A 22,230-nucleotide genomic window follows, 5' to 3' on the forward strand; every position below is an offset into this window, starting at 1 on the left:
GCATGGGTAAAACCGTCGTCAAGAATCTGATCCTGGGGCTCATGGCCGCCGCCATCCTGGCGGCCATGAGCGCCATGGCGTTTGAGAGCCGCTTCAACGTCCATCCCGACGAGGCCGATCACGTCAGCGCCGGCCGGTTTTTCATCACCTACTGGGATCTGCCGGCCATGGACGATCCCCGGCTGGCCAACACATTCAGCAACTACGGCGTAAGCTACCTGCAACAGCTCGACGTGGTCTATTTCTTCGCCGGCAAGTTCGCCGCCGTGGTCCTGCCGCTGCTGGGCCAGGACTATCTGGCCCTGCGCTTTTTCAACGTCTTTCTCTTTGCGGTCCTCATGGTGCTGTTCCTGCGCCTGCCCGACGACCGCAAGATCGCCTTCCTGCCGCTTTTTATCACGCCGCAAATTTGGTACGTCTTCTCGTATTTCAACGGCGACGCCCTGCCCCTGTTCCTGTCGTTTTGCCTGGTCTACGTGGCGGCCCGGGCCGACGCGCCGGCCTTGCCCGGACCGGGCGGCCCGGACCGGCTCCAGGCGCGACGGCTCGTGGCCATTGGCCTGCTCCTGGGGCTTCTCTGCATATCCAAGCAGAACTACTACGTGTTCGCCGGATTCGTGCTGGCCTTTTTCGGGGTCTGCGGCCGGGCAGCCGGCGACATGAAAACGGCGGCCCAAAAAGCCGTTCTGGTCTTTGCCGTGGCGGCGCTGCTTTTCGGGGCGCGCTGGAGCTACAACGTCTACGTCAACCGCACGGTGCGGCCGGAAGTGCCGACGCTTAACGCCGAGAAATACGCGGAAAAGGACTACAAACCGTCGTCCCAGGAAGCGGGAACGCAGTTCTGGGGACTCAAGATGCGCGACCAGGGTCTGACCTATCCTCAGCTCTTCACCATCTGGGACTGGCATATCTGGTCGTTTCGCACCTCGTTTGGCGTCTACGACTATATGAAGATCTACGCGCCGCTGCTTTTTTACCGCTACATCGGCTACCTGTTCTGGACCCTGGCCGGGGCCTTGGCCGTGGCCGTGGTCCTGCACGGCGGCCGGGGCGGGGCCAGCGCCCTGCTCGTCTTTCTCGTCTTTGGCGGGCTCACCATCTTCCAGTCCACCTGGCATTCCTGGAACAATGATTTCCAGGCCCAGGGCCGCTACCTCTTCCCCATCGGGGCCATGGCCGGGCTGGTCCTGGCCCGGTTCGCCCCGGCGGCCAACCGCACCCTGCCCGTCACCGGTATCCTGGCCGGGGCCATGTACGCCCTGTCGCTGTATTCCTTCGTCTGGGTGGGATTGGCGCGCATACCGCGCTGATCCCGGCCGTCAATCCTCCAGGGTCGTGTCCTCGCGCAGCACGTAGCGGTTTTTGCCCAGGCGCTTGGCCTCGTACATGGCCTGATCAGCCAGGGCCAAGGCCCGGGACAGGCTCGGCGTGCAGGCCAGACACACCGACACGCCGATACTGCAGCCGATGCCGAAGCCGATGGCGCCTATGCCCGCCACGACGCGCTCGGCAATGGCAGCGGCCGCGTTTTGCACCTGTCCGACGGGCGCGGCCAGACAGACGGCGAACTCATCGCCGCCAAGCCGCCCCACCACGTCCTTGTCGCGCACGGTTTCGCGCAGCACCTCGGCCGTGCGGCGCAACACCCAATCGCCCCGGTCGTGGCCATGCTGGTCGTTGATGTGCTTGAACCCGTCAAGGTCAATGAACATGACAGCCAAGCCGACATCAGTGTTCTCGCGGCTTTGGCGCTCCAGCTCCCTGGCCATTTCCCAGAAAAGCGCCCGTCCCGGCAGTTCGGTCAGGGAGTCGATCTTGGCCTGTTCCTCGCGGTCCCGGGCCGCCAGCAGACAGGCCCGCACCTCGCCCACTTCCCGAATGATGATGCCGGGATCAATCTGGCAAGGCCTTTGCTCGCCCCCCCGGGCGGAAGCGGGTTCCAGCAACGTGCCCATCTCCCGCCCCAACCGTTTGGCCAGATAGTACGAGGCCACAAGGCCAATGCCGAGGCAGACGGCGGCGGCGGCCACAAAACGCAGCAGCAAGGCGCGAAGGGGCCGGGCAAAGGTGGACTCCGGCACGCTCACCGCCGCCCGCCAGCCCCAGGTTCCGACACCGGCCACCGCCGTTTCCACCAGTTCCTCATCCCCGATGCCGTTGGCGCGCGGAAAAAAAACGCCTCGCCCCCCTTCGCCGCCATCGGTCATGGCCAGGAGCCGGCCGGCAGCATCCGCCCGGGCCGCCGCCACCAGCTTGTCCTGGTCCAGATAGGCGACCATCCAGCCCGGAGAAAAATGCTTGCGGACCAGCAAGCCCTCCACGTCGGCCACGGCAATGACGGCGCGCAGGCAGTAGCGCTGGAACATTTCCCCGCTCATGGGCACATCCAAGGCGACCACACGCTGTCTGGAAACCGGCCCGTTATAGGCCGGCGAGACGCTGGGCTCGCCGGTGGCCAACACGCGGGCGATCTGGTCCTTTTCGCTGGTTTCGCCCAGGAGATCACCGTAGGGCTTCATGGTATGAAACAGGATGCGCCCCTGCCGGTCCACCAGGGCCACGGCAAACTGGTCCGAGGCCTGATGGGCGATGCGGCGGGCATGGCGGTAGAGTTCGTCGATGTCGCCGCGCATGGCCGCGTCGCTGGCGGCCAGGGTGCGCAGCATGGCTTCCCGGGCAGCGAAATAGCCGTCGAGGTCATGGGCCAGGATGGTGGCGGCCCGGCGCAACTGGCCGGCTTCGACGACATACTGGCCGCGCGCGATGTAGCTTAAAGAAGTGATGGAAAAAGCGATCATGGGCAGGGCGGAAAACACCGACAAGATCATGAGCCAGGTGCGAAACCCGATCAGAAGGCGGGGATGCGTTGCCATTGCCTACCCCTTGTCCCGGTAACATCGACGAGCGCCGCAGCATAACCTGTTTCGGCGCGCCGTAACAAGGGCAAAGCATCGACAGGTTGGCGCTGCCCGGACCGGTTCGCAGCACGTTCCTGACAAACCGCTTCCAGCTTTGCCGGCAACCAGCACCGATAGGCGCTTTCCGTAACGCTGCCGGCCTGTTCCAGGGACGCAGCGCAGGCCGCAAATCGGAGCGCCGAGCAGCCCAGGGACAGACAAGGCCGGTGGACAGGCGCGACGGGCCTTGCCGGAAGGCCCACGGCCGCCGGCCTAGCCAAACACCTTGATGTCCGCCCCAAGCACGCCCACGATGCGGTCGTCCTTGTGAATGGGCACGGAAATGGTCAGGCAGTATTCGCCCGAGGCTTCCGAGATATAGATGGGGGAAATGGCCGTACCCTGGTTCTCCAGGACGTTGGTGAACCAGGGCCGCGACGCCCAGCTCTTGCCGATCATGGAGGCCGAGCTTGTGGACTTGAAGCCGGCTGGGGCGATGTTTTCCGTCACCTGCACGCCCTTGGCGTCGGTGGCGTAGAGCAGCTCCAAAAAGGCGTTGTCGGTAAGCGCCCGGCGCATGAGGCGCTCCATGGCCTCCCGGTCCAGGGAGGCCATGGCCGGCCCAGCGGCCAGGGCCTCCACGGCGTCCTGGGCCGCGCCTTGGCCGATGAGCCTGAACACGCCGTTTAACTTGATGAGTTCCTCGATCTCGCCGCCCAGGGCCTCGATGGTGGCGGCGGACCGGGCCATGCCGTCGGCGGTGCGCAAGGACAGGTCGCGGATGCGCCCAACGGCCGACTGGACGCGTTCCCCGGCGGCCACCTGGGCCTCGCAGGACCGGGCGATCTCCCCGACCTGGCCGGCGGCGTCGCCGGACAGGGCCACGATCTCGCCCAGGGCGGCCCGGGACTGGCCGGCCAGGCTGGTGGCGTCGTCCACGGCCGCCCCGGCCTGGTCCATGCCCCGGATGTTGTCAAAGGCCCCGGCCTGGATGGCCTGGATGACCTGCCCCACTTCCTTGGTGGCGGTCATGGTCTTTTCGGCCAGCTTTCGCACCTCGTCGGCCACCACGGCAAAGCCGCGGCCGGCCTCGCCGGCCCGGGCCGCCTCGATGGCGGCATTGAGCGCCAGCAGGTTGGTCTGGTCGGCGATGTCGGAAATAACGGTCATGACCTGGCCGATGGATTCGGCCTGGCGGCCAAGGCCGGCCATGTTGTCCTTGAGGGCGGCGGCCAGGGTCGACACCCGGCCGATGGCGGCCACGGAATCATCCACCACGGCCGCTCCGGCTGCGGCCCGGCGGCGGGCTTCCTCGGCGGCCCCGGCGGCCTGCTCGGCGGCCCGGGCCACGGCCACGGTGGCCTCCACCATCACGTCCACGTCGGCGGCGGTGTCGTCCACCCGGGTCTTTTGCTCTTCGGCCCCGGCCGAAACGTCGCGGGCGTCCTGGCGCAGCGATCCGGTCGCCTGCTTGATGGAGTCGGCCACGCCCTCCAGGGTTTCGCCGGCTCCGAGCATGCCCTGGCGGCGGACGGCATCCTTCTTGACGGCCAGCCGGGCTTCGCGGCCGGCTTTTTCGGCGGCGGCGGCCTGGGCGTCGGCCTCGGCGGCGTGATCGCGCACCAGGGCGAGCTGGCCGGCCATGGCCGCGACCATGGCCTCCAGGCTGGCCTTGAGCCGCCCCAGGCGACCGATGAAACGGGGATCGTCGGGCAGCGGTTCGGCCCGGCCCTGGGCCACGCGGTCGGCGTAGGCGGCCAGCAGGTCCAGGGGGGTCATGAGATGCCGGCCGATAAGCGCCAGAAAGACCAGGACGATGCCGGCGGCGCAGACGCCGCCAGCCCCAGCCGACACGGCAACAGCCTGGGCCGGCAGGGCGGCCAGCACCGCGTCCAAGGACTCCAGATCGGCCCGGGCCGCCGACGCCTCGGCGGACCCCAGGTCGCGGCGCACCTTGGCGACCTGCTCCCGGGCCGTCCCGGTCAGGTCGGCAAGCCGCCAGGACACGGCCACATTGGCCGCCAGCACCACCAGGACAAAGCCGACGACGGTCGTCAGCGTCAGCCGCAACTGTAAGGAAAGTCGCATACGCCCCCCCACGACAAGAATGCAAGACGTGCGGCGGCCGGCCGAACCCACCCCACGTGGCCCGGCCGGCCGACACGCAAAAGCCCTCTCGCGCGTCCTTTCGTAACACAAGAGGGCTTCAAGTCAACGACGGCTAAAAAGCGCCGTTTTTGACAAAAACATGACTTCTCTAGGACACCCGGTCTCCCGGCGCCACCGGAACCGAGGCTGTCATCAGCGCCATGCCCCCGGCATGGCGCACGGCCAGGATCATGCCGTGGGAGAGAACGCCCCGCAGCTTGCGCGGTTTGAGGTTGGCCACGATGGTCACCTGGCTGCCGACCAGCTCCTCGGGCGTAAAGTGCTCGGCCAGCCCGGCCACCACCTGGCGCGGGGCCTCCTCGCCGATGTCCGCCTGGATAATGTAAAGGCGGTCGGCCCCGGGCACGGGGGCCACGGAGAGCACCTTGCCCAGGCGCAGATCGAGCTTGGCGAAGTCGTCGTATTCCACCTCGGCGGCCGGTCCGGGCTTGGCCGGGGCCTCCTTGGTCTTGTCTTTTTTCTTTTCTTCTTTGGCCGGCTTGGCCGCCTTGGGCGCGTCCACTTCTTCCCGGACCGGCGGGTCCAGGCGCGGAAAGAGGTTGGACGTGGCCGCCACCTGGGTGGCGGCGGCAAGGGGCGCAAAGCCCTTGGCCTCGTCCATGAGGTTGACGGCGGCAGGGTCCTGCCCAAGCTGGGTCAGCAGCGTGGCCGCCGCCTCGGGCATGACCGGCAGCAGGCAGGCGGCCACCGTGCGCAGGCCGCCCAGGGCGTTTCGCATGACCGTGGCCAGCCGGTCGGTCCGGCCTTCCTTGAAGAGCGTCCAGGGGGCCGTGGCGTCGATGTAGCGGTTAAGCCCGCGCACCAGCTCCCACAAGGCGTCCAGGGCCCGGGAGAACTGGGCCTGGCGAAACAGGGCCAAATAGTTGGCCACGGCCGTCTCGGCCAACTGGGCCAGCTCGCCGTCGGCCGGATCGGCCTCCTGGCCGGCCGGCAGCACCGAGCCGAAATACTTGGCGGTCATGGCCAGGGTGCGGTTGGCCAGATTGCCGAGGTCGTTGGCCAGATCGGCGTTGAAGCGCCCGACAAAGCCCTCCTCGGTGAAGCTCGCATCGGCCCCGAAAACCATTTCGCGCAGCAGGAAATAGCGCATCCCGGACAGCCCGGCTTTCGCCGCCATCTCGCGCGGCTCCACCACGTTGCCCAGGGACTTGGACATCTTGGTGTCGCGCACCAGCCAGTAGCCGTGGACGTTTAAATGCTTATACAGCGGCAAGTCCATGGCCAGCAGCATGGTGGGCCAAAAGACGGCATGGGGCTTCAAGATATCCTTGGCCACCAGGTGCTCGGCCGCGCCCCACCAGGCGTTAAAATCCGGGGCGTCGGGCCAGCCGGCGGCGGTCAGGTAGTTGATGAGCGCATCGAACCAGACGTAGGTGACGAAATTCGAATCAAACGGCAGCTCCACGCCCCAGGTCAGACGCGATTTGGGCCGGGAGATGCACAGATCGTCCAGCGCCCCGGATTCGAGCAGGCTCACCACCTCGTTGCGGTACTGGCGCGGCCGGATGAAGTCCGGATTGGCCTTGATGTGCTCCAAAAGCTGGCCCTGGTACTTGGACATGCGGAAGAAGTAGTTCTTCTCGGCAATGTACTCGGGCTTGACCTTATGGTCCGGGCACAGGCCGTCCACCAGCTCTTTTTCGGTCAAAAACCGCTCGCAGCCTTTGCAGTAATGCCCGCCGTATTCGCCGAAATAGATGTCGCCCTTGTCATAGACGAGCTGCAGGGCCCGGCGCACGGCGGCGATGTGGTCGGCGTCGGTGGTGCGGATAAAGCGCGTGGGCGTGATGCCGAGATCCGGCCACAGCGAGGAAAAAAGGCCGCTGATGGCGTCGGCGTATTCCTTGGGCGTCTGGCCGGCCTTGGCGGCGGCCTCGGCGATCTTGTCGCCGTGCTCGTCGGTGCCGGTCAGGAAAAAGACGTCCTCGCCGCACAGCTGGTGGAACCGGGCCAAGGCGTCGGCCACGATGGTGGTGTAGGCATGGCCCAGGTGGGGCTTGGCGTTGACGTAGTAAATGGGCGTGGTGATAAAAAAGCGATTCACGATCCGCTCTCCGGTTCACGGGAAGGTTTGCCGCCCTGGCGGCCGTCGGGGCGTCCCTCGGGACGCCGGGACCGCTGGCGGGGGTTTTGCTGGGCTTCGGGCGCGCCGTCGCCACCCGGGGCGGACGGACCGCCGGGACCGGTCGGGCGGCCGGGCCGGCGGCCGGAGCGCCGGGAACGTCGGGACGAGCGCGAGGCTCCGTCACGGCCTTGGGGCTCGCGAGGCTGGCCGTCGCGGGACTGCCCGTCACGGGGCAGCCCGTCGCGGGGCTGCGGCTCCCGGGGCTGGCCGCCGGCCTCGTGGGCCTGGGCGTCGGTTTCGGAGGCGGCCGGTGCGGCGTCGCGGCGGCGTTCGGGCTCGCGGCGCGGCTCGCGGCCGCCCTCGCGCCCGCCGTCCCGGCCATGGTCGCGTCCGCTGTCGCGGTTTTGCTCGCGTCCGCCATCTCGCCCGCTGTCGCGTCCACTGTCACGTCCGCCGTCGCGTCCGCTGTCCCGGCCGCCGTCGCGGCGGGAGTCGCGGCGTTCGCCGGAGGAACCGCCCTCGCGGCGGGCGTCGCGGCGGCCCTCGCCGCGTCCGCCCTCGCCTCGCGGCGGGCGGCCGGCCTCGGCGCGGCGCGGTTCGGGACGGGGCGTCTCGGCTTTGGCCGTCTCGGCGGCTTCGGCGCCAGGCTCTACCGGGGCGGGACGGTTCTCCAGGGCCTGGGTCCATTCCTCCACGGTCAGCTCATGCTCGTCGCCGGCTTCGTCCAGGACGCTGATGGTTTCTCGGAACAGGTTGGTGCGCAGCACCTTGACCATGCCCAGCGAAGTCGAAAACTTCTTGCCCACGCGCGGGCATTTTTTCTGGAACTGCTCGTAGTTTTCCTGCTCAAAGGACAGGCAGCACAGAAGCCTGCCGCAGATGCCGGAAATCTTGGTGGGGTTGAGGAACAGATTCTGTTCCTTGGCCATCTTGATGGTGACCGGGGCGAACTTGCGCATGAACCGGCGGCAGCAGCAGATCTGGCCGCAGTTGCCGATGGCCCCGAGCATCTGCGTCTCGTGGCGCACGCCGATCTGGCGCAGCTCGATGCGGGTGTGGTAGGCCTTGACCAGATCCTTGACCAGCTCGCGGAAATCGACCCGGCCCGGAGCGGTGAAATAAAAGACGATCTTGCTGCGGTCGTGGAGCACTTCCACATCCACGAGCTTCATGTCGAGATTCCGGGTCTCAATGCACTTGCGGCACCAGGCATGGGCCTCGCGGCCGAGCTGGTCGTTTTCGCGCTTGGTGTCCCGGTCCTCGTCGGTGGGCAGGCGGAAAATGGGTTTGAGTTCGCCCTCGTGGGCGTCTTCGGGGAGCTCGTCGCGCACGGCGACGACATGGCCCATGCCCAGGCCCTGTTCGGTCTGGACCAGGACGTCGTCGCCCAGGGCCACGACAAAGGGGCCGGATTCGAAATAATAGACCTGTCCGTGGTCACGGAACTTGATGCCGAGGATATGGCTCATGTGCGCCCTATGGGTACGCCGCGAGGCGGCGGTAATTTGCGTCCAGGGAGCGCCTATATTCCATATTGGGGCAAACGGCAAATGGCGTCGCCGGCTTGTCGCGATTTTTTTTCAAAAAAGCGTTGACAGCCCACCCCTTCCCGCGTAGACCTCCTCTTCGCCGCACGTGAGTGCAGCACGGGCCATTAGCTCAATTGGTAGAGCAGCGGACTCTTAATCCGTTGGTTCAAGGTTCGAGTCCTTGATGGCCCACCAGAGATTTCAAGGGGTTAGGCAGAAATGCCTGACCCCTTTTGCGTTGGGCACAAATATTGTCCCCTGTCTGCCCCTCATTTCTGATTACAGGGGCGCCCCTGCCAGGATTTCCCAGTCCCCTTGACTCGACCCTTGCCATGGACAAGGTGACCCCATGAGCACGCCATCTTGCGGCAAACCGGCCAACGCGGCGACCTTTGCCGGGCTCCTTGCCCATATGCGGTCGGTCGCGTCTTCCGGGCGACGGCTGAAAGCGCGTACGGAACGGGACATGGCTCTTGCTCGTCAGGTTGTTGCCCTGAGCAAAATGAGTGAAAAGGTTCTGCTTGCCTCCAAGGAAGAGGCGCACAAGCCCGAAACCGATCTGGCCGCGCTCCATGAAACGGTTGTTCTGCTTTTGTGACCACGGCTCATCCTACAGTTCCGTAAGTTTCTTGCTCCGCCCATCCTTCACCAGTCTCGACTACGGCAGCGCGCCGGCCGGCGTTTCCACCGGCCGGCGCGCCCCTGGCAAGACGGCCTCGTCCGCTATTTGTTCTTCGGATACTGCCGCAGACACTCCTGCTCGCACAGGTCGCTGCCGCGCCAGAACATGTAGCCGCAGTCCTGGTCGGGAGACTGGTAGCTGAGTTGGTTGTAAGCTTGGTTGCAGGCCGTGCGGCAGGCCCCGGCCGTGGCCCATTTCTGGGTGATGACGTCTTCAAAGACCTGGCAGATGCTCATGTCCGAATCGCAGGGATCGGCCCCCATGGGCGTGATGCAGTTGCCGTAAAACATCGACGGCGAAGCGGGCTTGGGCGGCACGCAGCCGCCAAGGCTCGCGCACAGCAGGGCAACGGCCAGACAGGCAAGGCAAAAACGCTTCATGGCTTCCTCCGGGGTTGCGGTCAATCGTCGTCGCCAAAACCGTCGTCGTCGCCCGACTGGGGCGGATTGACTTGGACATAGACGGTGGACCCATCCTGGATCACGGGCTGGTAGTAGGCGTTGCCCACGGCGTAATAGGTCGCGCCGGCCAGTGTCACAGCAGCCGCGGCGGCCGGCAGCGCCCACAGCGCCCCGGCGTAGGGGCCGGGACCGGGGACCGGATAGGGAACCGGCACGGGCGCGATGGGGCGCGGTCCGACCCAGGGCGCGGGCGGCGGCGGCCCCACCGGCCCGAAAGCCGGGGCAAAGGGGCCGGGATGCGGCCCGGGCATGGGCGCGGGGCCAAAGCCCGGCACGGGGCCGGGCATGGGCGGCCGGGGCGCGTCGCCAAAGGCCGGCGGCCCCATGGGGCGGGGCGCGCCCATGGCCCCGGCCGGGGCCATGGGCGGCATGCCGCCGAAGCCGGCCGGCTCGGGCGGATGCATGCCCCCGCCAAAGCCCATGCCGCCTTCCGGCGGGTGAAACCCGCCCCCGCCAAAGCCGCCTTCCGGCGGATGGAACCCGCCGCCGCCAAACCCGCCGCCGCCGAAACCGCCGTGGAAGCCCCCGCCGCCGAAGCCCCGAAAGGCCTGACCAGCCCCGGAAGCGGCGACAACGAGTCCGGCGGCCAGTCCCAAAACGCCAAGAAGCCGGCAGAAGCCGCGCGTGGAGATATGTGCCATGGCGCGCCTCGGTTACGGCTTGGCGGCCGGGGCCGGCTTGTGGGGAGCGACCGCGACCCGGTTTGCGTCCTTGGGCGGCGTCCAGGCAAAGGTCTTGGCGCTAAAGCCCGAAACCGGCTTCCAGTCGGCGTATTCGACCAGGGTGCGGGGATCGCCGTGCAGGGTCTTGTCGGTGACGGCCAGACGCAGGGGCCAGGGCGTCTTGCCGGCGTCGATCCACAGCTCGAAATCCCGGGTCAGTTGGCGAAAGGCCAGATGGTGGCAGGGCTTGCCGCCCACCTCGCTTTGGCCCACGTAGACGGCTTCAAGCACGCCGTCCATGATGCTTTTGTAGGGATCGTCGGCCAGGAAATCGACCATGGGGCCGACCAGCCGCAGCTTGGCCAGGGCTTGTCCCAGGGCCTGCTCCAGGCGCGGCGGCACGTCCAGGACGACGTAGGCCTTGGTCCTGGCGTCGTACAGCGTCAGGCTGGGGCCATTGAGCAGCCACAGGCCGGATACGTCGTCGCCCGCGGCCTCGGCCCGCAGCTTGTCGGGACGCTCGGCCTTGATGGTCGTTTTGTGGAAAAAGGCCACTTTCTGGCCGTTGGGGAACACCCGGTCCACCAGGCTGGCCTCGGTGACGGAAAAGGCGTTGACACCTTGCAGATTGGCGACCATGGCCCGAAGGACCGCCTCGGCCTTGGGGTCGATGGAAGGACCGGCCAGGGCCTGGCCGGCGGCCAGGAGCAGGGCCAGGGCCAGGGCAGCCAGGCTCGCGGCAGGAAGGCGTTTGCGCATGAAGGACTCCTTGGTTTGCCGCCGAAACGGCCCTTTTTCACTTCATGGCAGACTAAATACCCAGAGCCTTTTTTTGTCAACGAAGCCAGCCTGGGCCAAGCCCTGGGCCTGAGCCACGACGCCGGCGGACGGGGCGTGGCCCAGGCCACACCGTCGGAGCCGGCCCGGGGCGGCCAGGCCCACGCCGCGACCAGGCCGGCCAAGGGTAAGGGAGGCAAAGTTCGCCTGGCGTCCTTGCAAGGAGAGGAGAAACGGCGGCGGCAGGCCGGAAGGAGTCGCCTTTGCGAACAGGCGGTGCGGTTACGAACCGCCGCCAGAACCGGATTTGGGGAGCTTGTGAGCAATGACGGCCACGATGGGGCCACCGGGTTTGTTGATGAGTTCGTAGCGGGCCACGCGCCAGCCGGCAAAGGGCAGCGCCCGGCACCAGGCAGCCACGGCGGCCGTTTCCTCGGCCCCGCCGGCATGGCCGCCGTAGCAGGCCAGGGCGATGACGCCGCCCGGAGCCAGGATTTCCCGGCTCGCCTCCAGGGCGGCCAGGGTGGTTTCCGGCCGAGTAGTGCGCGTTTCGTCGCCGCCGGGCAGGTAGCCGAGATTGAAGACCACGGCCGTCGCCCGGCCATGGTCAGCTTCCGGCAGGACCTCGGCCAGGCGCTCGTGGCCCAGGGCATGGAGGCGCACGCGCTCGGCCAGACCGGCGGCGGCCAGGAGCCGCCCGGCCGAGGCGATGGCCTCGGCCTGCACGTCAAAGCCGTGGACCAGCCCCGACGGGCCGACCAGCCGGGCCAGCAAGGCCGTGTCGTGGCCGTTGCCCACGGTGGCGTCCACGGCCAGATCGCCGGGGCGCAGGGCTTCGGCCAGGACATGCTGCAAAAACGTGAGCGAAGCCGTGATCCGAGCCGCCATTGTTCCCCCGTTGCGCTCCGGCACCCATTGGGGGGTCCGGGGGCCTCAGGCCCCCGGCCGCCGGAGGCATCTTAACTCCTACTTACCGCAGCACTTTTTATACTTCACCCCGGAGCCGCAGGGGCAGGGGTCGTTGCGGCCGGCCGGGGCGCGTTTGGGGGCGGCTTGGGGTTCGGCCGCTTCCAGCTTGCCGTCGAGGTAGTACCAGCGGCCCCCTTTTTTGCGGAACCGGGCGTGCTCGCGGATATCGCCGGCCTGGCCGTCCTTTTCGTAGGAGGCCACAAAGCGCACTTCGCCGCGCTCGTCGTCCGGGCCGCCCAGGGCGGTTTCGAGGATCTCCAGGCCTTTCCAAACCACATCGGCGTTCCAGGCGGCGATGGTCGAGGCGGAAAACCCGGGCCGCTTGGCCGCGACCAGGCTGGCCCCGAGGTAGGCCATGTCGTTTTTGACAAAGGCGGCATAGCGCGAGCGCATGAGCGCCTCGGCCGTGGCCGCCTTGGCCGTGCCGGCCAGGATCGGGCCGCAGCAGTCGGCAAAGGGCCGGCCGGAGGTGCAGGGACAGAGTTCGGTGTCGGTCATGGGGCATCCTTTGGCGGCGATGGCCGCCGCAGGGCTGTTTCCACAGCCGGGCGGCCGGGTCAATCCCCTATCGGTGGATCGCGCCCTTGCCCGTCAACCGGCCGGCCTTGTCGCCGGCCCCGGGCCTGGGTTAGGGATGACCGTCCCGGCCGCTCGTCGTCCGGGGATAAGCCTTGCCCACCAGGGAGACCGCCATGCCTTTCGAACCCGACCGCTGGACCCATATCGCCGTCGACGACGCCGCCGTTTATCTTTTTCCCCAAGGCCCGGACTGGTTCGTGCCCAACCCGGCCGGCCAGGCCGCCATTGAGCGGGCGGCCGCGGGCTGCGCCGGGTCCGTGGACGACGCCCTGTTCCTGGCCCGGCTGCCCGAGGCCGCAGCCGCGCCCTACGCTGGTCGCCACGAGGCCCTGACCCTGTCGCGCCTGGGTGAGCTGTGGCTGCACGTCACCGACCGCTGCAATCTGGCCTGCCGCCACTGCCTTTTTTGCTCCGGTCCGGCGGCCGGGACCGAGCTGCCGACCGAGACGGCCCTGGCCCGGGTGGCCGAGGCGGCGGCCCTGGGTTGCCGGGTCTTCGCGCTCACCGGCGGCGAACCGTTTTGCCATCCGGGGCTTTCCGACATCGTGGCCGCCGCCCTGGCCGTGCCGGGCAGCCATGTGGCCATCCTCACCAACGGCACAGGCTTTTCCGACCAGGCCGCCCTTGTCGCCTCCTGGCCCCGGGACCGGGTGCATTTCCAGGTGAGCTGCGACGGCCTGGCCCCGCGCCATGACGCCCTGCGCGGAATTGGCGCGTTCGCCCGGCTGGCCGACGATCTGGCCCGGGCCAGGGCCATGGGCTTTGGCGTCACTTTGTCGGCCTGCCCCACCCGGGACAACGTGGCCGATCTGCCGGCCCTGGCCGATCTGGCCGCCAACGTCGGCGCGGCCGGACTGCATTTCATGTGGCACTTCGCCGCCGGCCGGGGCCGCGACGACCATCGCCCGGACGATGACGCGCTTTTTGCCGCCGTCACCGAGGCGGCCCGGCGGGCCGAGGCGGCCGGCGTGGCCGTGGACAATCTGACGGCCCTGGCCGGCCAGGTGTTTTCCCCGGCCGGCACCCGCCACGACGGCGCGACGTCGGGCTGGGAATCCGTGGCCGTGGGTCCCGACGGCCGGCTCTACCCGAGCCCGGCGCTTATCGGCGAGGCGGCCGTGGCCACGCCCATCGGCCCCGGCGGGCTGGCCGCGGCCTGGCGGCACAGCCCGGTTTTGGCCGGGCTTCGCCGGGTCACCTGCGCCGATTCGGATGATCCCTGGCGGTTTGTATTGGGCGGCCCGGACCCGGACCATGCCTGGCGGCATGACGGCCGTTTTGACGGCGAGGACCCCTATCTGCCCCTGCGCCGCCGTCTGGCCGGCTGGATGATCGCCCGGGAGGCGGCCGGCGTGCCCGACGGCCGGCCGGACCGGCCCGGACTGCGGCTCAAGATGGGCGAGACCCACGAGAGCTGCCATGCCCACGGCGAGGTGGCCCTGGCCCACGCCAACTGCCTGCTGTCCATGGCCGGCACGACGAGCCTGGGCCACATCAAGGACTTCTACACCGAAGCCGCCGCCGTGGAAAAAGGCGACATCGTCAACCCGGTGCGCTATCCCCTGGAACTGGTGGACCATATCCCGGAATTTTACCGGGTGCGTGGCTACGGCTGCGGCTCGCCCGTGGCCGACGCCGCCCTGGTCCCGGGCGAGACGGTGATGGACCTCGGCTGCGGGGCCGGGGTGGAGTGCCTCATCGCCGCCCGGCAGGTGGGGCCGACGGGCCGGGCCATCGGGGTGGACATGCTGCCGGCCATGCTGGGCCGGGCGGCCAGGGCCGGGGCGGCCACGGCCGAGGTGCTGGGCTACGCCAACGCCGTTTTTCTCCAGGGCTATCTTGAAGCCCTGCCCGTGGCCGACGGGTCGGTTCACTGCATCGTCTCCAACTGCGTGCTGAACCTCTCTACGAAAAAGCGCCGGCTCTACGCCGAGATCCTGCGGGTGCTGGCCCCGGGCGGACGGCTGGTCTTTTCCGACGTGGCCACCGAAACCCCGGCTCCGGCCGTCATCCGCAACGATCCGACACTACGCGGCGAATGCATCTCCGGCACGCTGACCCAGACCGATCTGGTCGCCATCCTCGAAGAAGCCGGATTTACGGCCGTGCGTATCCTGCGCCGCTTTCCCTACCGGGTGGTGGGCGGCCACGACTTCTATTCCGTCACCGTGGAAGCGAAAAAACCGCTGACCGCGCCGATCCGCCGCCGGGTGCTCTACCGGGGGCCGTTTCGGGCCGTGGCCCTGGCCTCGGGCGAACTGCTGCCGGCCGGCGAGGTGCGCGAGGTCGAGCTCCACGAGGACGATCCGGCCGGGGCCTTCCTGCTGGTCCTGGACGAACGGGGAAACATCGCCAATCCAGATTTCGACGCCGGCGGTTCCTCGTGCTGCTGCGGTCCGGCTCCGAACGAAACCGTGACCGCGCTTTTACAAAAAACGGCCAACCAGCCGGCCTTGGCTCCGTTCAATATCGGCCCGCCCGTTCGGAACAATTCCTAGCCGCCGCTCGCAAAACCGGCCGTTGCACCAACAACGGCCGGCTCCCGACGACGCCTCGCAGTGACAGGTCTACACAGTTGCACTGTTTCCCACCCCCCGGCTCCAGCCTCCTGCGGGATCGCCGCCATGCGGCAAATTCGTCCACGATTGCCGCCCCGGCGCGTGTCCGGCGTGTTGCGCTTTGCAGTCCATTGCGTTACGCAACCTCCACCCGTACTTACGGAGCCGCCCATCGGCGTCGGAGGATCGTATGAAATCGTTCCCGGTTGTGTGCTGCGTCATTGTCAATGCCCTGCTCCTGGCCGCCGCCGGCTTTCTGGGCACCGGGCCGGCCGCCGTGGCCTTGTTGGCTGCCTCCTTCGCCCTGACCACGATTTTCGTCTTCTGGACGCAAAGCGCGGTCAACGGCGCCTGCGCCCAGATGCAGGACACCTTCGCGGCCATGACTTCCAACGCCTTTACCTGCAGCATCACCGACCATCCCCTGCTTGAAACCGCCGCCCTGCGCGAGGCGCTGATTCCCCACGAGACCGCGCTCAAGGCCCGCCTGTCCCGAGACGAAGCCATGATCGGCAACATCATCACGCCCATGGCTATTGTCGACGAACAGGGCAAGATCAAATGGCTCAACGAATACATGGTGAAGCTGACCGAAAACGACGGCGCGCCGGAAAAACACATCGGCACGTCCTTCTCGCGGTTCTTCTACGGCGACTCCCGCGAAACCGTGGCCGAACACGCCCTGCGCACCCGCCAGAAACAATCCTCCAAGACCGAGTTCGACACCCGCAAGGGCCACCACAAGTTCATCAGCATCTTCTCCGCCCCGGTCGTCGATTTCGACGGCAAGCTCATCGGGGCCTTCGTGTCCGTGGCCGACTTCACCGGCGTCGTGCTCAAGGAACGCACCATCACCGAGCAAAACAACCGCATCGCCAGCGGCGTCAAGGAAGCCACCGCCGTGGCCGAAAGCCTGGCCGAAGCGGCCGAACAGATGAGCGCCCAGATCGGGCATTCCACCGAAGGCATGGAGGAGCAGCGCGCCCGCACCGCCGAAGTGGCCACGGCCATCGAGGAAATGAATTCCACCATCCTCGAAGTGGCCCGCAACGCCGGCGACGCCGCCGCCACCGCCGGCCAAGCCAATTCCATGGCCGCCACCGGCGCGGGGCTCGTGGACAAGGTCATCGAGGTCATGGAATCGGTGAGCGAAAAAGCCAACGGCCTCAAATCGGAAATGCGCGGCCTGGGCGAACAGGCCCAGGGCATCGGCCAGATCATGCAGGTCATCTCCGACATCGCCGACCAGACCAACCTGCTGGCGCTCAATGCCGCCATCGAGGCGGCCCGAGCCGGCGAGGCCGGGCGCGGTTTCGCCGTGGTGGCCGACGAAGTGCGCAAGCTGGCCGAAAAAACCATGACCGCCACCAAGGAAGTCAGCAACTACATCCGGGCCATCCAGGACAGCGCCAGCCGCAACATGGCCGCCACCGACGAAACCACCCACGTCATCGAAAAAGCCGACGCCCTGGCCCACGAGGCCGGCGACGCCCTGCGCCAGATCCTCAACTTCGTCGAGCGCACCTCGGATCAGGTGCGCGGCATCGCCACCGCCGCCGAGCAGCAGTCGGCCACCTCCGAAGAGATCAACCGCTCCACCGACCACATCAACACCATCGCCGAATCCACGGCCGGAGCCATGGCCGTGGCCTCCTCGGCCGTCACCGATCTGGCCCACCTGGCCAGCGACCTCAAGACGTCCATGACCCGGATGCATCTGGAGCAATAATGGCTTTTTCCCATCCAATTTCGGCGCGGGCTTGACATTTCACGGCCCCGGGGCTTACCCCGGGGCCGTTTTTCTTGTGATCGGCAACGGGACCGACCGGATGCAGTGCGCCGGCCCCGCGACAAGGGTGGTCGTCCATGGAACTGTTCGGACTGTCGCTGGCCTTCTTTCTCTTGGGGGCGTTGGCTTCCCTGGCCTTGGCCGGCCGGGAGGCGGCCCATCGCCTGGGACCAGCCGGAGCCGTGGCCGGCTCCCTGGTCGGTCTGGCCGGCCTGGCGCTCACGCCGGCCAGCGCCGTGACCCAGGCCACCCTCCCCTGGGGGCTGCCCTTCGGCTCTCTGGCCCTGGGTCTCGACCCGGCCAGCCGCCTGTTCCTCATTCCCGTCTACGCCGTGGGCGCGGCCGCCGCCGTGGCCGGCTCCCTGGCTCTGGCCGGAAGCGAGGCCGCCCAGGCCGGACCGGACCGGCGCGGGCCGCACTGGTTTTTTTACAATGTCCTGCTGGCCGGCTTGGCCCTGGTCATGGCCGCCCGGGACGGGGTGGTGTTCCTCATCGCCTGGGAAGTCATGTCCCTGGCACCGTTTTTTTTGGGGAGCCTGCACGACGACGAAGTCGAGGTGCGCGAGGCGGCCTGGACCTACCTCGTGTGTGCCCACCTCGGCGCGGCCCTGGTCATCGCCTTTTTCGCCCTGGCCATGGGGCAGGCCGGAGCCACGGGCTTTGACGCCCTGGCCGAGGCCGCCCGGGCCGGCCGATTTACCCTGCCCAGCCTGCTTTTCTTCCTGGCGTTTTTCGGATTCGCCGCCAAGATCGGGCTGGTTCCCTTCCATGTCTGGCTGCCGGCCATCTATCCGGCCGCGCCGGGCCACGTGGCCGCGCTCATGTCCGGCGGCATGATCAACGTGGGCCTCTACGGCCTGTGGCGGGCCCTGGAAATCCTGCCCCCCCCCGCGCCCTGGCAGGGCTGGACCATCGCCGGCCTGGGGCTGGCCAGCGCCCTGCTCGGCATCCTGGCCGCCCTGGGACAGGGCAACCTCAAACGGCTGCTCGCCTATTCCAGCGTGGAAAACATGGGGCTTATCTGCCTGGGCCTGGGCCTGGGGCTGGTCGGCCTGTCCTGCGGCAACCCGGCCATGGCCGCCCTGGGCCTTGGCGGGGCGCTTTTTCACATGCTGTGCCATGCCGGCTTTAAATCCCTGCTCTTTTTGTGCGCTTCCGAGGTGCTCGCATCCGTGGGCAGCGCCCGCATCGCCCACCTGGGCGGCCTGGCCAAGCGGATGCCGGCCGTCGGGACGCTCTTTCTCCTGGCCGGAGCCGGCATCGCCGGCCTGCCGCCCCTGCCGGGCTTTATCGGCGAGCTGACCATGGCCCTGGCCATGCTGGCCGGCCTGGATCTCCCGGGACTCTTGCCGCGCACCGCTTCGGCCGCCTCCCTGGCCGCCCTGGCCGCCGTGGGCGGCTTCGCCCTGGCCGCCTTTGCCAAGGCCGGCGGGCTGGCGTTTCTCGGCGCGCCCCGCACCCCGGCCGCGGCCAAGGCCGAAGCGCCCCCCCGTGCCGCCCTTCTCGCGCCGCTTTTCCTGGCCGCCGGCCTGGTCGCCGCCGCCGCCCTGGCCCCGGCGCTGCTGCGCTTTGTCGGCCAAGCCGTTCTGGCCTTTCCGGGCATGGACCCGGCCCCGGCCCGGGCCGCCCTGGAGCAGGCCGCCGCCGCCGCCCGCACCGTGGGCTTTTTCGGGGCCGGCATCATTGCCCTGGCCGGGGGGCTGCTGTGGCTGCGCGCCTGGGCCGGGGCCGCCCATGGCCGACGCCGCGAGCCGACCTGGGGCTGCGGCTACACCGCCCCCACCGCTCACATGCAGTACGGCGCGGCCTCGTTCGTGGAACCAACCGCCAAGCTCCTGGCCGGCCCCATGGGCCTGACCCGCCGCCTGGACATGGACCCGGGCCTTTTCCCCAAGCGCGCGACACTTTTCGTCGTCAGCCGCGACGCCGCCCGGGACAAGCTCTTCACGCCGCTGTTCGAAGCCGTGGCCCGGCTGTGCGACGCCGCCAAGGTGGTGCAGCACGGCAAGGTGCATCTCTACATCCTCTACGTGCTGGCCACCGTCGTGCTCCTTTTGGCCTGGAAGCTCTCATGAACGCCTGGCTCCACATCCTCGCCGCCCTTGTCCTGGCCCCGCTGGTCCCCGGCATCGTCAACCGGGTCAAGGCCCTCATGTCCGGCCGCGTCGGCAAGCCGCTGCTGCAGACCTATTTCGATCTGGCCAAACTGACGCGCAAGGGCCTGGTGGAAAGCCACACCGCAAGCTTCATGCTGGGGGTGGGGCCGGCCGTGTCCCTGGCCGCCATTTGCGGCGCGCTGTGCCTGCTGCCCGGGCCGGCCAGTCCCGCCCCGGCCAGCTTTGCCGGCGACTTCATGCTGGCCGCCTATTGCCTGGGGCTGTCGCGCCTGGCCATCATCCTGGCCGCCCTGGACACCGGATCGAGCTTCGAAGGCATGGGGGCCAGCCGCGAGGCCGCCTTTTCCGCCCTGGCCGAACCCGTGCTCTTCCTGGCCTTGCTCGCCCTGGCCGTGGACGCCCCATCCCTGTCCCTGTCCGGGATGCTCGGCCAGGGGCTTTCCGGCGCGCTGGCCCCGGAGCGGCTGTTCGTGCCCCTGCTCCTGTTCATTTTGCTGTTGACCGAAAACTGCCGCATCCCGGTGGACGACCCCAACACCCACCTGGAGCTGACCATGATCCATGAAGTCATGGTGCTGGACCACAGCGGCCCGGACATGGCCATGATCAGCTACGGCGCGGCGCTCAAGCTGTGGTTTTTCGCCGCCGCCGTGACCCTGTCGCTGCTGCCGGTCCAGGCCATGGCCCCCCTGGCCGCCTGGGCCGCCTTCCTGGCCGGCGTCGGGCTGGTCGCCGTGGCCGTGGGGCTGGTCGAATCCTCCATGGCCCGGCTGCGGCTGTTGCGCGTGCCGCGTCTGCTCGGATCGGCCGGGGCCCTGGCCGCCTTGTCCCTGGTGCTCACGGTGTGGAGGTAGCCATGGCCGCGATACAATCGCTGCTTGTCGCGTTGGTGGTGGTCAATCTGGCCTATCTGGCCGTCACGCGCCTCAAAACGCTGACCCGCATCACCGCCCTGCAAGGGGTGCTCCTGGCCGCCACGCCCCTGGCCGTGGCCGGCCCACACGGCCATGGGCTGGTCCTGTCCCTGGCCGTGCTGGCCATCAAGGGCATCGGCTTTCCCTGGCTGGTGGCCCGTACCCTGTCGCGCCTGGAAGTCAATCCCGTGGTCGAACCCTACTTCGGCTTCAATATGTCGTTGCTGGCCGGCGTGGGCGGCCTTTTATTCTCCTTGTGGCTGGAATCGCGCCTGCCGTTTCCGCCCGGGCTTTTCCCGCCGCTGCTCTTCCCGGCGGCGCTGACCTCCATCTTCTCGGGCCTGACCCTGGTGGTGGCCCGGCGCAAGGCGCTCACGCAAGTCATCGGCTATCTGGCCGCCGAAAACGGCATCTTTCTCCTGGGCGTGCCGCTTGCCGCCCAAGGGTCGGTTTGGCTCGAACTGTCCGTGCTCCTGGACGTCTTCGTCGCCGTGTTCGTCATGGGCATCGCCCTCCACCACATCAACAAAACCTTCGAGTCCATCGACGTCGGACGGTTTTGCAGCCTGCGGGACTAACCCATGCTTGCCGCCTTGCCCCTTATCCCCTTGCTGGCCGGCCTCATGGCCCTGGCCCTGCCCGCCGACGGCCCGCGCCGCTGGCTGCTGGTGGTGGTCGGCTGCCTCCATCTCACCCTGGTGGGCACGACATGGGTCCATCCCCCGGCCCCGGCCTACGGCGGCCTGCTCGAACTCGATCCCCTGGGCCAGCTCTTCCTCACCCTGGCCAGCCTGCTGTTCACCGCCGCCGCCTTCTACGCCGTGGGCTACCTGCGCCACGAAGGGGCGGTCCACGAGAAGCGCGACTTCCAGGACGGCGCGACCTTTATCAATGCCCCGGAGCGGGTCTTCAGCCTGTGCCTGTGCCTGTTTCTTTCGGCCATGACCGTGGTCTGCGCCACCCGCAACCTCTCGGTGCTGTGGGTCGGCATCGAGGCCACCACCCTGTCCAGCGCGCCGCTGATCTACTTCCACCGCCACCGCCGCTCCCTGGAAGCCACCTGGAAATACCTCGTCATCTGCTCCGTGGGCATCGCCCTGGCCCTTTTGGGCAACATCCTCGTGTCCGTGGCCTTCTACGATCCGGTGGCTCCGGCCGCTTCCATGGATTTGGCCGAGTTGCTGCCCCTGGCCCCGGGCGCGGCCAAGCCCTGGCTGCGGGCGGCCTTTATCTTCCTGCTGGTCGGCTACGGCTCGAAAATGGGCCTGGCCCCCATGCACAACTGGCTGCCCGACGCCCACAGCCAGTCGCCGTCCCTGGTCTCGGCGCTTTTATCCGGCGCGCTTTTAAACTGCGCCTTCCTGGGCATCCTGCGGGCCGTGCAGATCCTGTCTCCGGCCGGGCTTGGGGCGTTTTGCGGCGAGCTGCTGGTGCTTTTTGGCCTCATCTCCATGGTCACGGCCGCCGTCTTCATCGTGGGCCTTGGCGACTACAAACGCATGCTGGCCTACTCCAGCGTCGAGCACATGGGCATATTGGCCCTGGGCGTGGGCATCGGCGGCGGCGCGGCCTTCGGGGCCATGCTCCACGCCGTCAACCATTCCCTGACCAAAGGCGCGCTGTTTCTGATTTCCGGCAACATCCTGGCCGTCTACCACACCCGCTCCTGCCACGACGCCCGGGGCGTGTCCCGGGCGCTGCCCATAACCGCCGCCCTGTGGACGGCCGGGTTTCTGGCCATCTGCGGCTCGCCGCCCTTTGGCCTGTTTGTCAGCGAGCTGGCCATCCTGCAAGCCATGTTCGCCGGCGGCCACGGCCTGGCCGCCACCATCTACGTCGTGGCCCTGGCTGTGATCTTCGTCGGCATGGCCACCTCCGTGTGCCGCATGGTCCAGGGGCCGCTGCCGCCGGCCGTGCGCCATCCCGGCCCCGAGCGCGTGCTGTCCGTGGCCTCGCCCCTGGCCCTTTTGGCCGCCGCCTTGACCCTGGGCCTGTATGTGCCCAAGGGCCTGGCCGACGTCTTGGCCCGGGCGGCCGCCGCCGTCTCCCTGGGAGGATAGCA

At 68.2% G+C, this 22,230-nt stretch carries 17 protein-coding genes and 1 tRNA gene; 9 read left to right on the plus strand and 9 right to left on the minus strand.

What is annotated here, in order from left to right:
• Positions 1 to 2: 2 nt before the first annotated feature.
• Positions 3 to 1,310, plus strand: a complete 1,308-nt coding sequence (locus C3Y92_RS16715; protein WP_129354464.1) for a hypothetical protein — start codon at positions 3 to 5, stop codon at positions 1,308 to 1,310.
• A 9-nt stretch (positions 1,311 to 1,319) separates the two neighbouring features.
• Here the strand turns inward: C3Y92_RS16715 and C3Y92_RS16720 are convergent, their stop codons facing one another.
• The 4 genes from C3Y92_RS16720 to C3Y92_RS16735 all read right to left on the minus strand — a co-directional run bounded on the left by C3Y92_RS16720 (position 1,320) and on the right by C3Y92_RS16735 (position 8,600).
• Positions 1,320 to 2,873 carry a GGDEF domain-containing protein gene (locus tag C3Y92_RS16720; RefSeq protein ID WP_129354466.1) on the minus strand — a complete coding sequence of 518 codons (1,554 nt, stop codon included), beginning with the start codon at positions 2,871 to 2,873 and terminating at the stop codon, positions 1,320 to 1,322.
• Between the two features lie 297 nt (positions 2,874 to 3,170).
• Positions 3,171 to 4,985, minus strand: coding sequence for a methyl-accepting chemotaxis protein (locus tag C3Y92_RS16725; protein ID WP_129354468.1), 1,815 nt, complete (start codon positions 4,983 to 4,985; stop codon positions 3,171 to 3,173).
• A 169-nt stretch (positions 4,986 to 5,154) separates the two neighbouring features.
• Positions 5,155 to 7,110, minus strand: coding sequence for a methionine--tRNA ligase (gene metG / locus C3Y92_RS16730; protein WP_129354470.1), 1,956 nt, complete (start codon positions 7,108 to 7,110; stop codon positions 5,155 to 5,157).
• Positions 7,107 to 8,600 carry a PSP1 domain-containing protein gene (locus C3Y92_RS16735; RefSeq protein WP_129354472.1) on the minus strand — a complete coding sequence of 498 codons (1,494 nt, stop codon included), beginning with the start codon at positions 8,598 to 8,600 and terminating at the stop codon, positions 7,107 to 7,109. Before C3Y92_RS16735 ends, metG begins: the two co-directional genes overlap by 4 nt.
• A gap of 179 nt (positions 8,601 to 8,779) precedes the next feature.
• On the opposite strand from C3Y92_RS16735, the gene C3Y92_RS16740 reads away from it, so the two are divergent.
• Together C3Y92_RS16740 and C3Y92_RS16745 are read left to right on the plus strand one after the other, a co-directional pair.
• A tRNA-Lys gene (locus C3Y92_RS16740) sits at positions 8,780 to 8,855 on the plus strand.
• 154 nt (positions 8,856 to 9,009) lie between these two features.
• On the plus strand, positions 9,010 to 9,258 hold the full coding sequence (locus C3Y92_RS16745) for a hypothetical protein (protein ID WP_129354474.1): 249 nt from the start codon (positions 9,010 to 9,012) through the stop codon (positions 9,256 to 9,258).
• A gap of 125 nt (positions 9,259 to 9,383) precedes the next feature.
• Here the strand turns inward: C3Y92_RS16745 and C3Y92_RS16750 are convergent, their stop codons facing one another.
• From C3Y92_RS16750 to C3Y92_RS16770, 5 genes are all read right to left on the minus strand, one after another.
• Positions 9,384 to 9,722 carry a hypothetical protein gene (locus tag C3Y92_RS16750; protein WP_129354476.1) on the minus strand — a complete coding sequence of 113 codons (339 nt, stop codon included), beginning with the start codon at positions 9,720 to 9,722 and terminating at the stop codon, positions 9,384 to 9,386.
• Positions 9,723 to 9,742: 20 nt separating this feature from the next.
• Positions 9,743 to 10,444: a hypothetical protein gene (locus C3Y92_RS16755; RefSeq protein WP_129354478.1), complete on the minus strand. Its 702-nt coding sequence runs from the start codon at positions 10,442 to 10,444 to the stop codon at positions 9,743 to 9,745.
• Positions 10,445 to 10,456: 12 nt separating this feature from the next.
• Positions 10,457 to 11,224 carry a DUF2092 domain-containing protein gene (locus C3Y92_RS16760; protein ID WP_129354480.1) on the minus strand — a complete coding sequence of 256 codons (768 nt, stop codon included), beginning with the start codon at positions 11,222 to 11,224 and terminating at the stop codon, positions 10,457 to 10,459.
• Positions 11,225 to 11,524: 300 nt separating this feature from the next.
• Positions 11,525 to 12,130: a class I SAM-dependent methyltransferase gene (locus tag C3Y92_RS16765; protein ID WP_129354482.1), complete on the minus strand. Its 606-nt coding sequence runs from the start codon at positions 12,128 to 12,130 to the stop codon at positions 11,525 to 11,527.
• Between the two features lie 78 nt (positions 12,131 to 12,208).
• Positions 12,209 to 12,709, minus strand: a complete 501-nt coding sequence (locus C3Y92_RS16770) for a YchJ family protein (RefSeq protein ID WP_129354484.1) — start codon at positions 12,707 to 12,709, stop codon at positions 12,209 to 12,211.
• A 194-nt stretch (positions 12,710 to 12,903) separates the two neighbouring features.
• Here C3Y92_RS16770 and C3Y92_RS16775 point away from each other — a divergent pair, with 194 nt between their 5' ends.
• The 6 genes from C3Y92_RS16775 (at position 12,904) to C3Y92_RS16800 (ending at position 22,228) form a co-directional block, all read left to right on the plus strand.
• Entirely contained in the window at positions 12,904 to 15,288 is a 2,385-nt protein-coding gene (locus C3Y92_RS16775; protein WP_129354486.1) for a methyltransferase domain-containing protein, read from the plus strand.
• A gap of 250 nt (positions 15,289 to 15,538) precedes the next feature.
• Positions 15,539 to 17,077, plus strand: coding sequence for a methyl-accepting chemotaxis protein (locus C3Y92_RS16780; RefSeq protein WP_129354488.1), 1,539 nt, complete (start codon positions 15,539 to 15,541; stop codon positions 17,075 to 17,077).
• A 137-nt stretch (positions 17,078 to 17,214) separates the two neighbouring features.
• The gene (locus C3Y92_RS16785; RefSeq protein WP_129354490.1) at positions 17,215 to 19,212 is read left to right on the plus strand and encodes a proton-conducting transporter transmembrane domain-containing protein; all 1,998 of its coding nucleotides are present in this window, start codon (positions 17,215 to 17,217) and stop codon (positions 19,210 to 19,212) included.
• On the plus strand, positions 19,209 to 20,108 hold the full coding sequence (locus tag C3Y92_RS16790; protein ID WP_129354492.1) for a respiratory chain complex I subunit 1 family protein: 900 nt from the start codon (positions 19,209 to 19,211) through the stop codon (positions 20,106 to 20,108). Before C3Y92_RS16785 ends, C3Y92_RS16790 begins: the two co-directional genes overlap by 4 nt.
• Positions 20,109 to 20,110: 2 nt before the next feature.
• The gene (locus tag C3Y92_RS16795; RefSeq protein WP_129354493.1) at positions 20,111 to 20,746 is read left to right on the plus strand and encodes a hydrogenase-4 component E; all 636 of its coding nucleotides are present in this window, start codon (positions 20,111 to 20,113) and stop codon (positions 20,744 to 20,746) included.
• Between the two features lie 3 nt (positions 20,747 to 20,749).
• Positions 20,750 to 22,228, plus strand: coding sequence for a proton-conducting transporter transmembrane domain-containing protein (locus C3Y92_RS16800; RefSeq protein WP_129354495.1), 1,479 nt, complete (start codon positions 20,750 to 20,752; stop codon positions 22,226 to 22,228).
• Positions 22,229 to 22,230 lie beyond the last annotated feature (2 nt).

The organism is Solidesulfovibrio carbinolicus, from assembly GCF_004135975.1.
Lineage (GTDB): Bacteria > Desulfobacterota > Desulfovibrionia > Desulfovibrionales > Desulfovibrionaceae > Solidesulfovibrio > Solidesulfovibrio carbinolicus.

Excerpts from the sequence above, each read along its gene's own strand:
- C3Y92_RS16715 (WP_129354464.1), top strand. The coding sequence starts at position 3 with ATGGGTAAAACCGTCGTCAAGAATCTGATCCTGGGGCTCATGGCCGCC.
- C3Y92_RS16720 (WP_129354466.1), bottom strand. The coding sequence starts at position 2,873 with ATGGCAACGCATCCCCGCCTTCTGATCGGGTTTCGCACCTGGCTCATG.
- C3Y92_RS16725 (WP_129354468.1), bottom strand. The coding sequence starts at position 4,985 with ATGCGACTTTCCTTACAGTTGCGGCTGACGCTGACGACCGTCGTCGGC.
- C3Y92_RS16735 (WP_129354472.1), bottom strand. The coding sequence starts at position 8,600 with ATGAGCCATATCCTCGGCATCAAGTTCCGTGACCACGGACAGGTCTAT.
- C3Y92_RS16745 (WP_129354474.1), top strand. The coding sequence starts at position 9,010 with ATGAGCACGCCATCTTGCGGCAAACCGGCCAACGCGGCGACCTTTGCC.
- C3Y92_RS16750 (WP_129354476.1), bottom strand. The coding sequence starts at position 9,722 with ATGAAGCGTTTTTGCCTTGCCTGTCTGGCCGTTGCCCTGCTGTGCGCG.
- C3Y92_RS16755 (WP_129354478.1), bottom strand. The coding sequence starts at position 10,444 with ATGGCACATATCTCCACGCGCGGCTTCTGCCGGCTTCTTGGCGTTTTG.
- C3Y92_RS16760 (WP_129354480.1), bottom strand. The coding sequence starts at position 11,224 with ATGCGCAAACGCCTTCCTGCCGCGAGCCTGGCTGCCCTGGCCCTGGCC.
- C3Y92_RS16765 (WP_129354482.1), bottom strand. The coding sequence starts at position 12,130 with ATGGCGGCTCGGATCACGGCTTCGCTCACGTTTTTGCAGCATGTCCTG.
- C3Y92_RS16770 (WP_129354484.1), bottom strand. The coding sequence starts at position 12,709 with ATGACCGACACCGAACTCTGTCCCTGCACCTCCGGCCGGCCCTTTGCC.
- C3Y92_RS16775 (WP_129354486.1), top strand. The coding sequence starts at position 12,904 with ATGCCTTTCGAACCCGACCGCTGGACCCATATCGCCGTCGACGACGCC.
- C3Y92_RS16780 (WP_129354488.1), top strand. The coding sequence starts at position 15,539 with ATGAAATCGTTCCCGGTTGTGTGCTGCGTCATTGTCAATGCCCTGCTC.
- C3Y92_RS16785 (WP_129354490.1), top strand. The coding sequence starts at position 17,215 with ATGGAACTGTTCGGACTGTCGCTGGCCTTCTTTCTCTTGGGGGCGTTG.
- C3Y92_RS16790 (WP_129354492.1), top strand. The coding sequence starts at position 19,209 with ATGAACGCCTGGCTCCACATCCTCGCCGCCCTTGTCCTGGCCCCGCTG.
- C3Y92_RS16795 (WP_129354493.1), top strand. The coding sequence starts at position 20,111 with ATGGCCGCGATACAATCGCTGCTTGTCGCGTTGGTGGTGGTCAATCTG.
- C3Y92_RS16800 (WP_129354495.1), top strand. The coding sequence starts at position 20,750 with ATGCTTGCCGCCTTGCCCCTTATCCCCTTGCTGGCCGGCCTCATGGCC.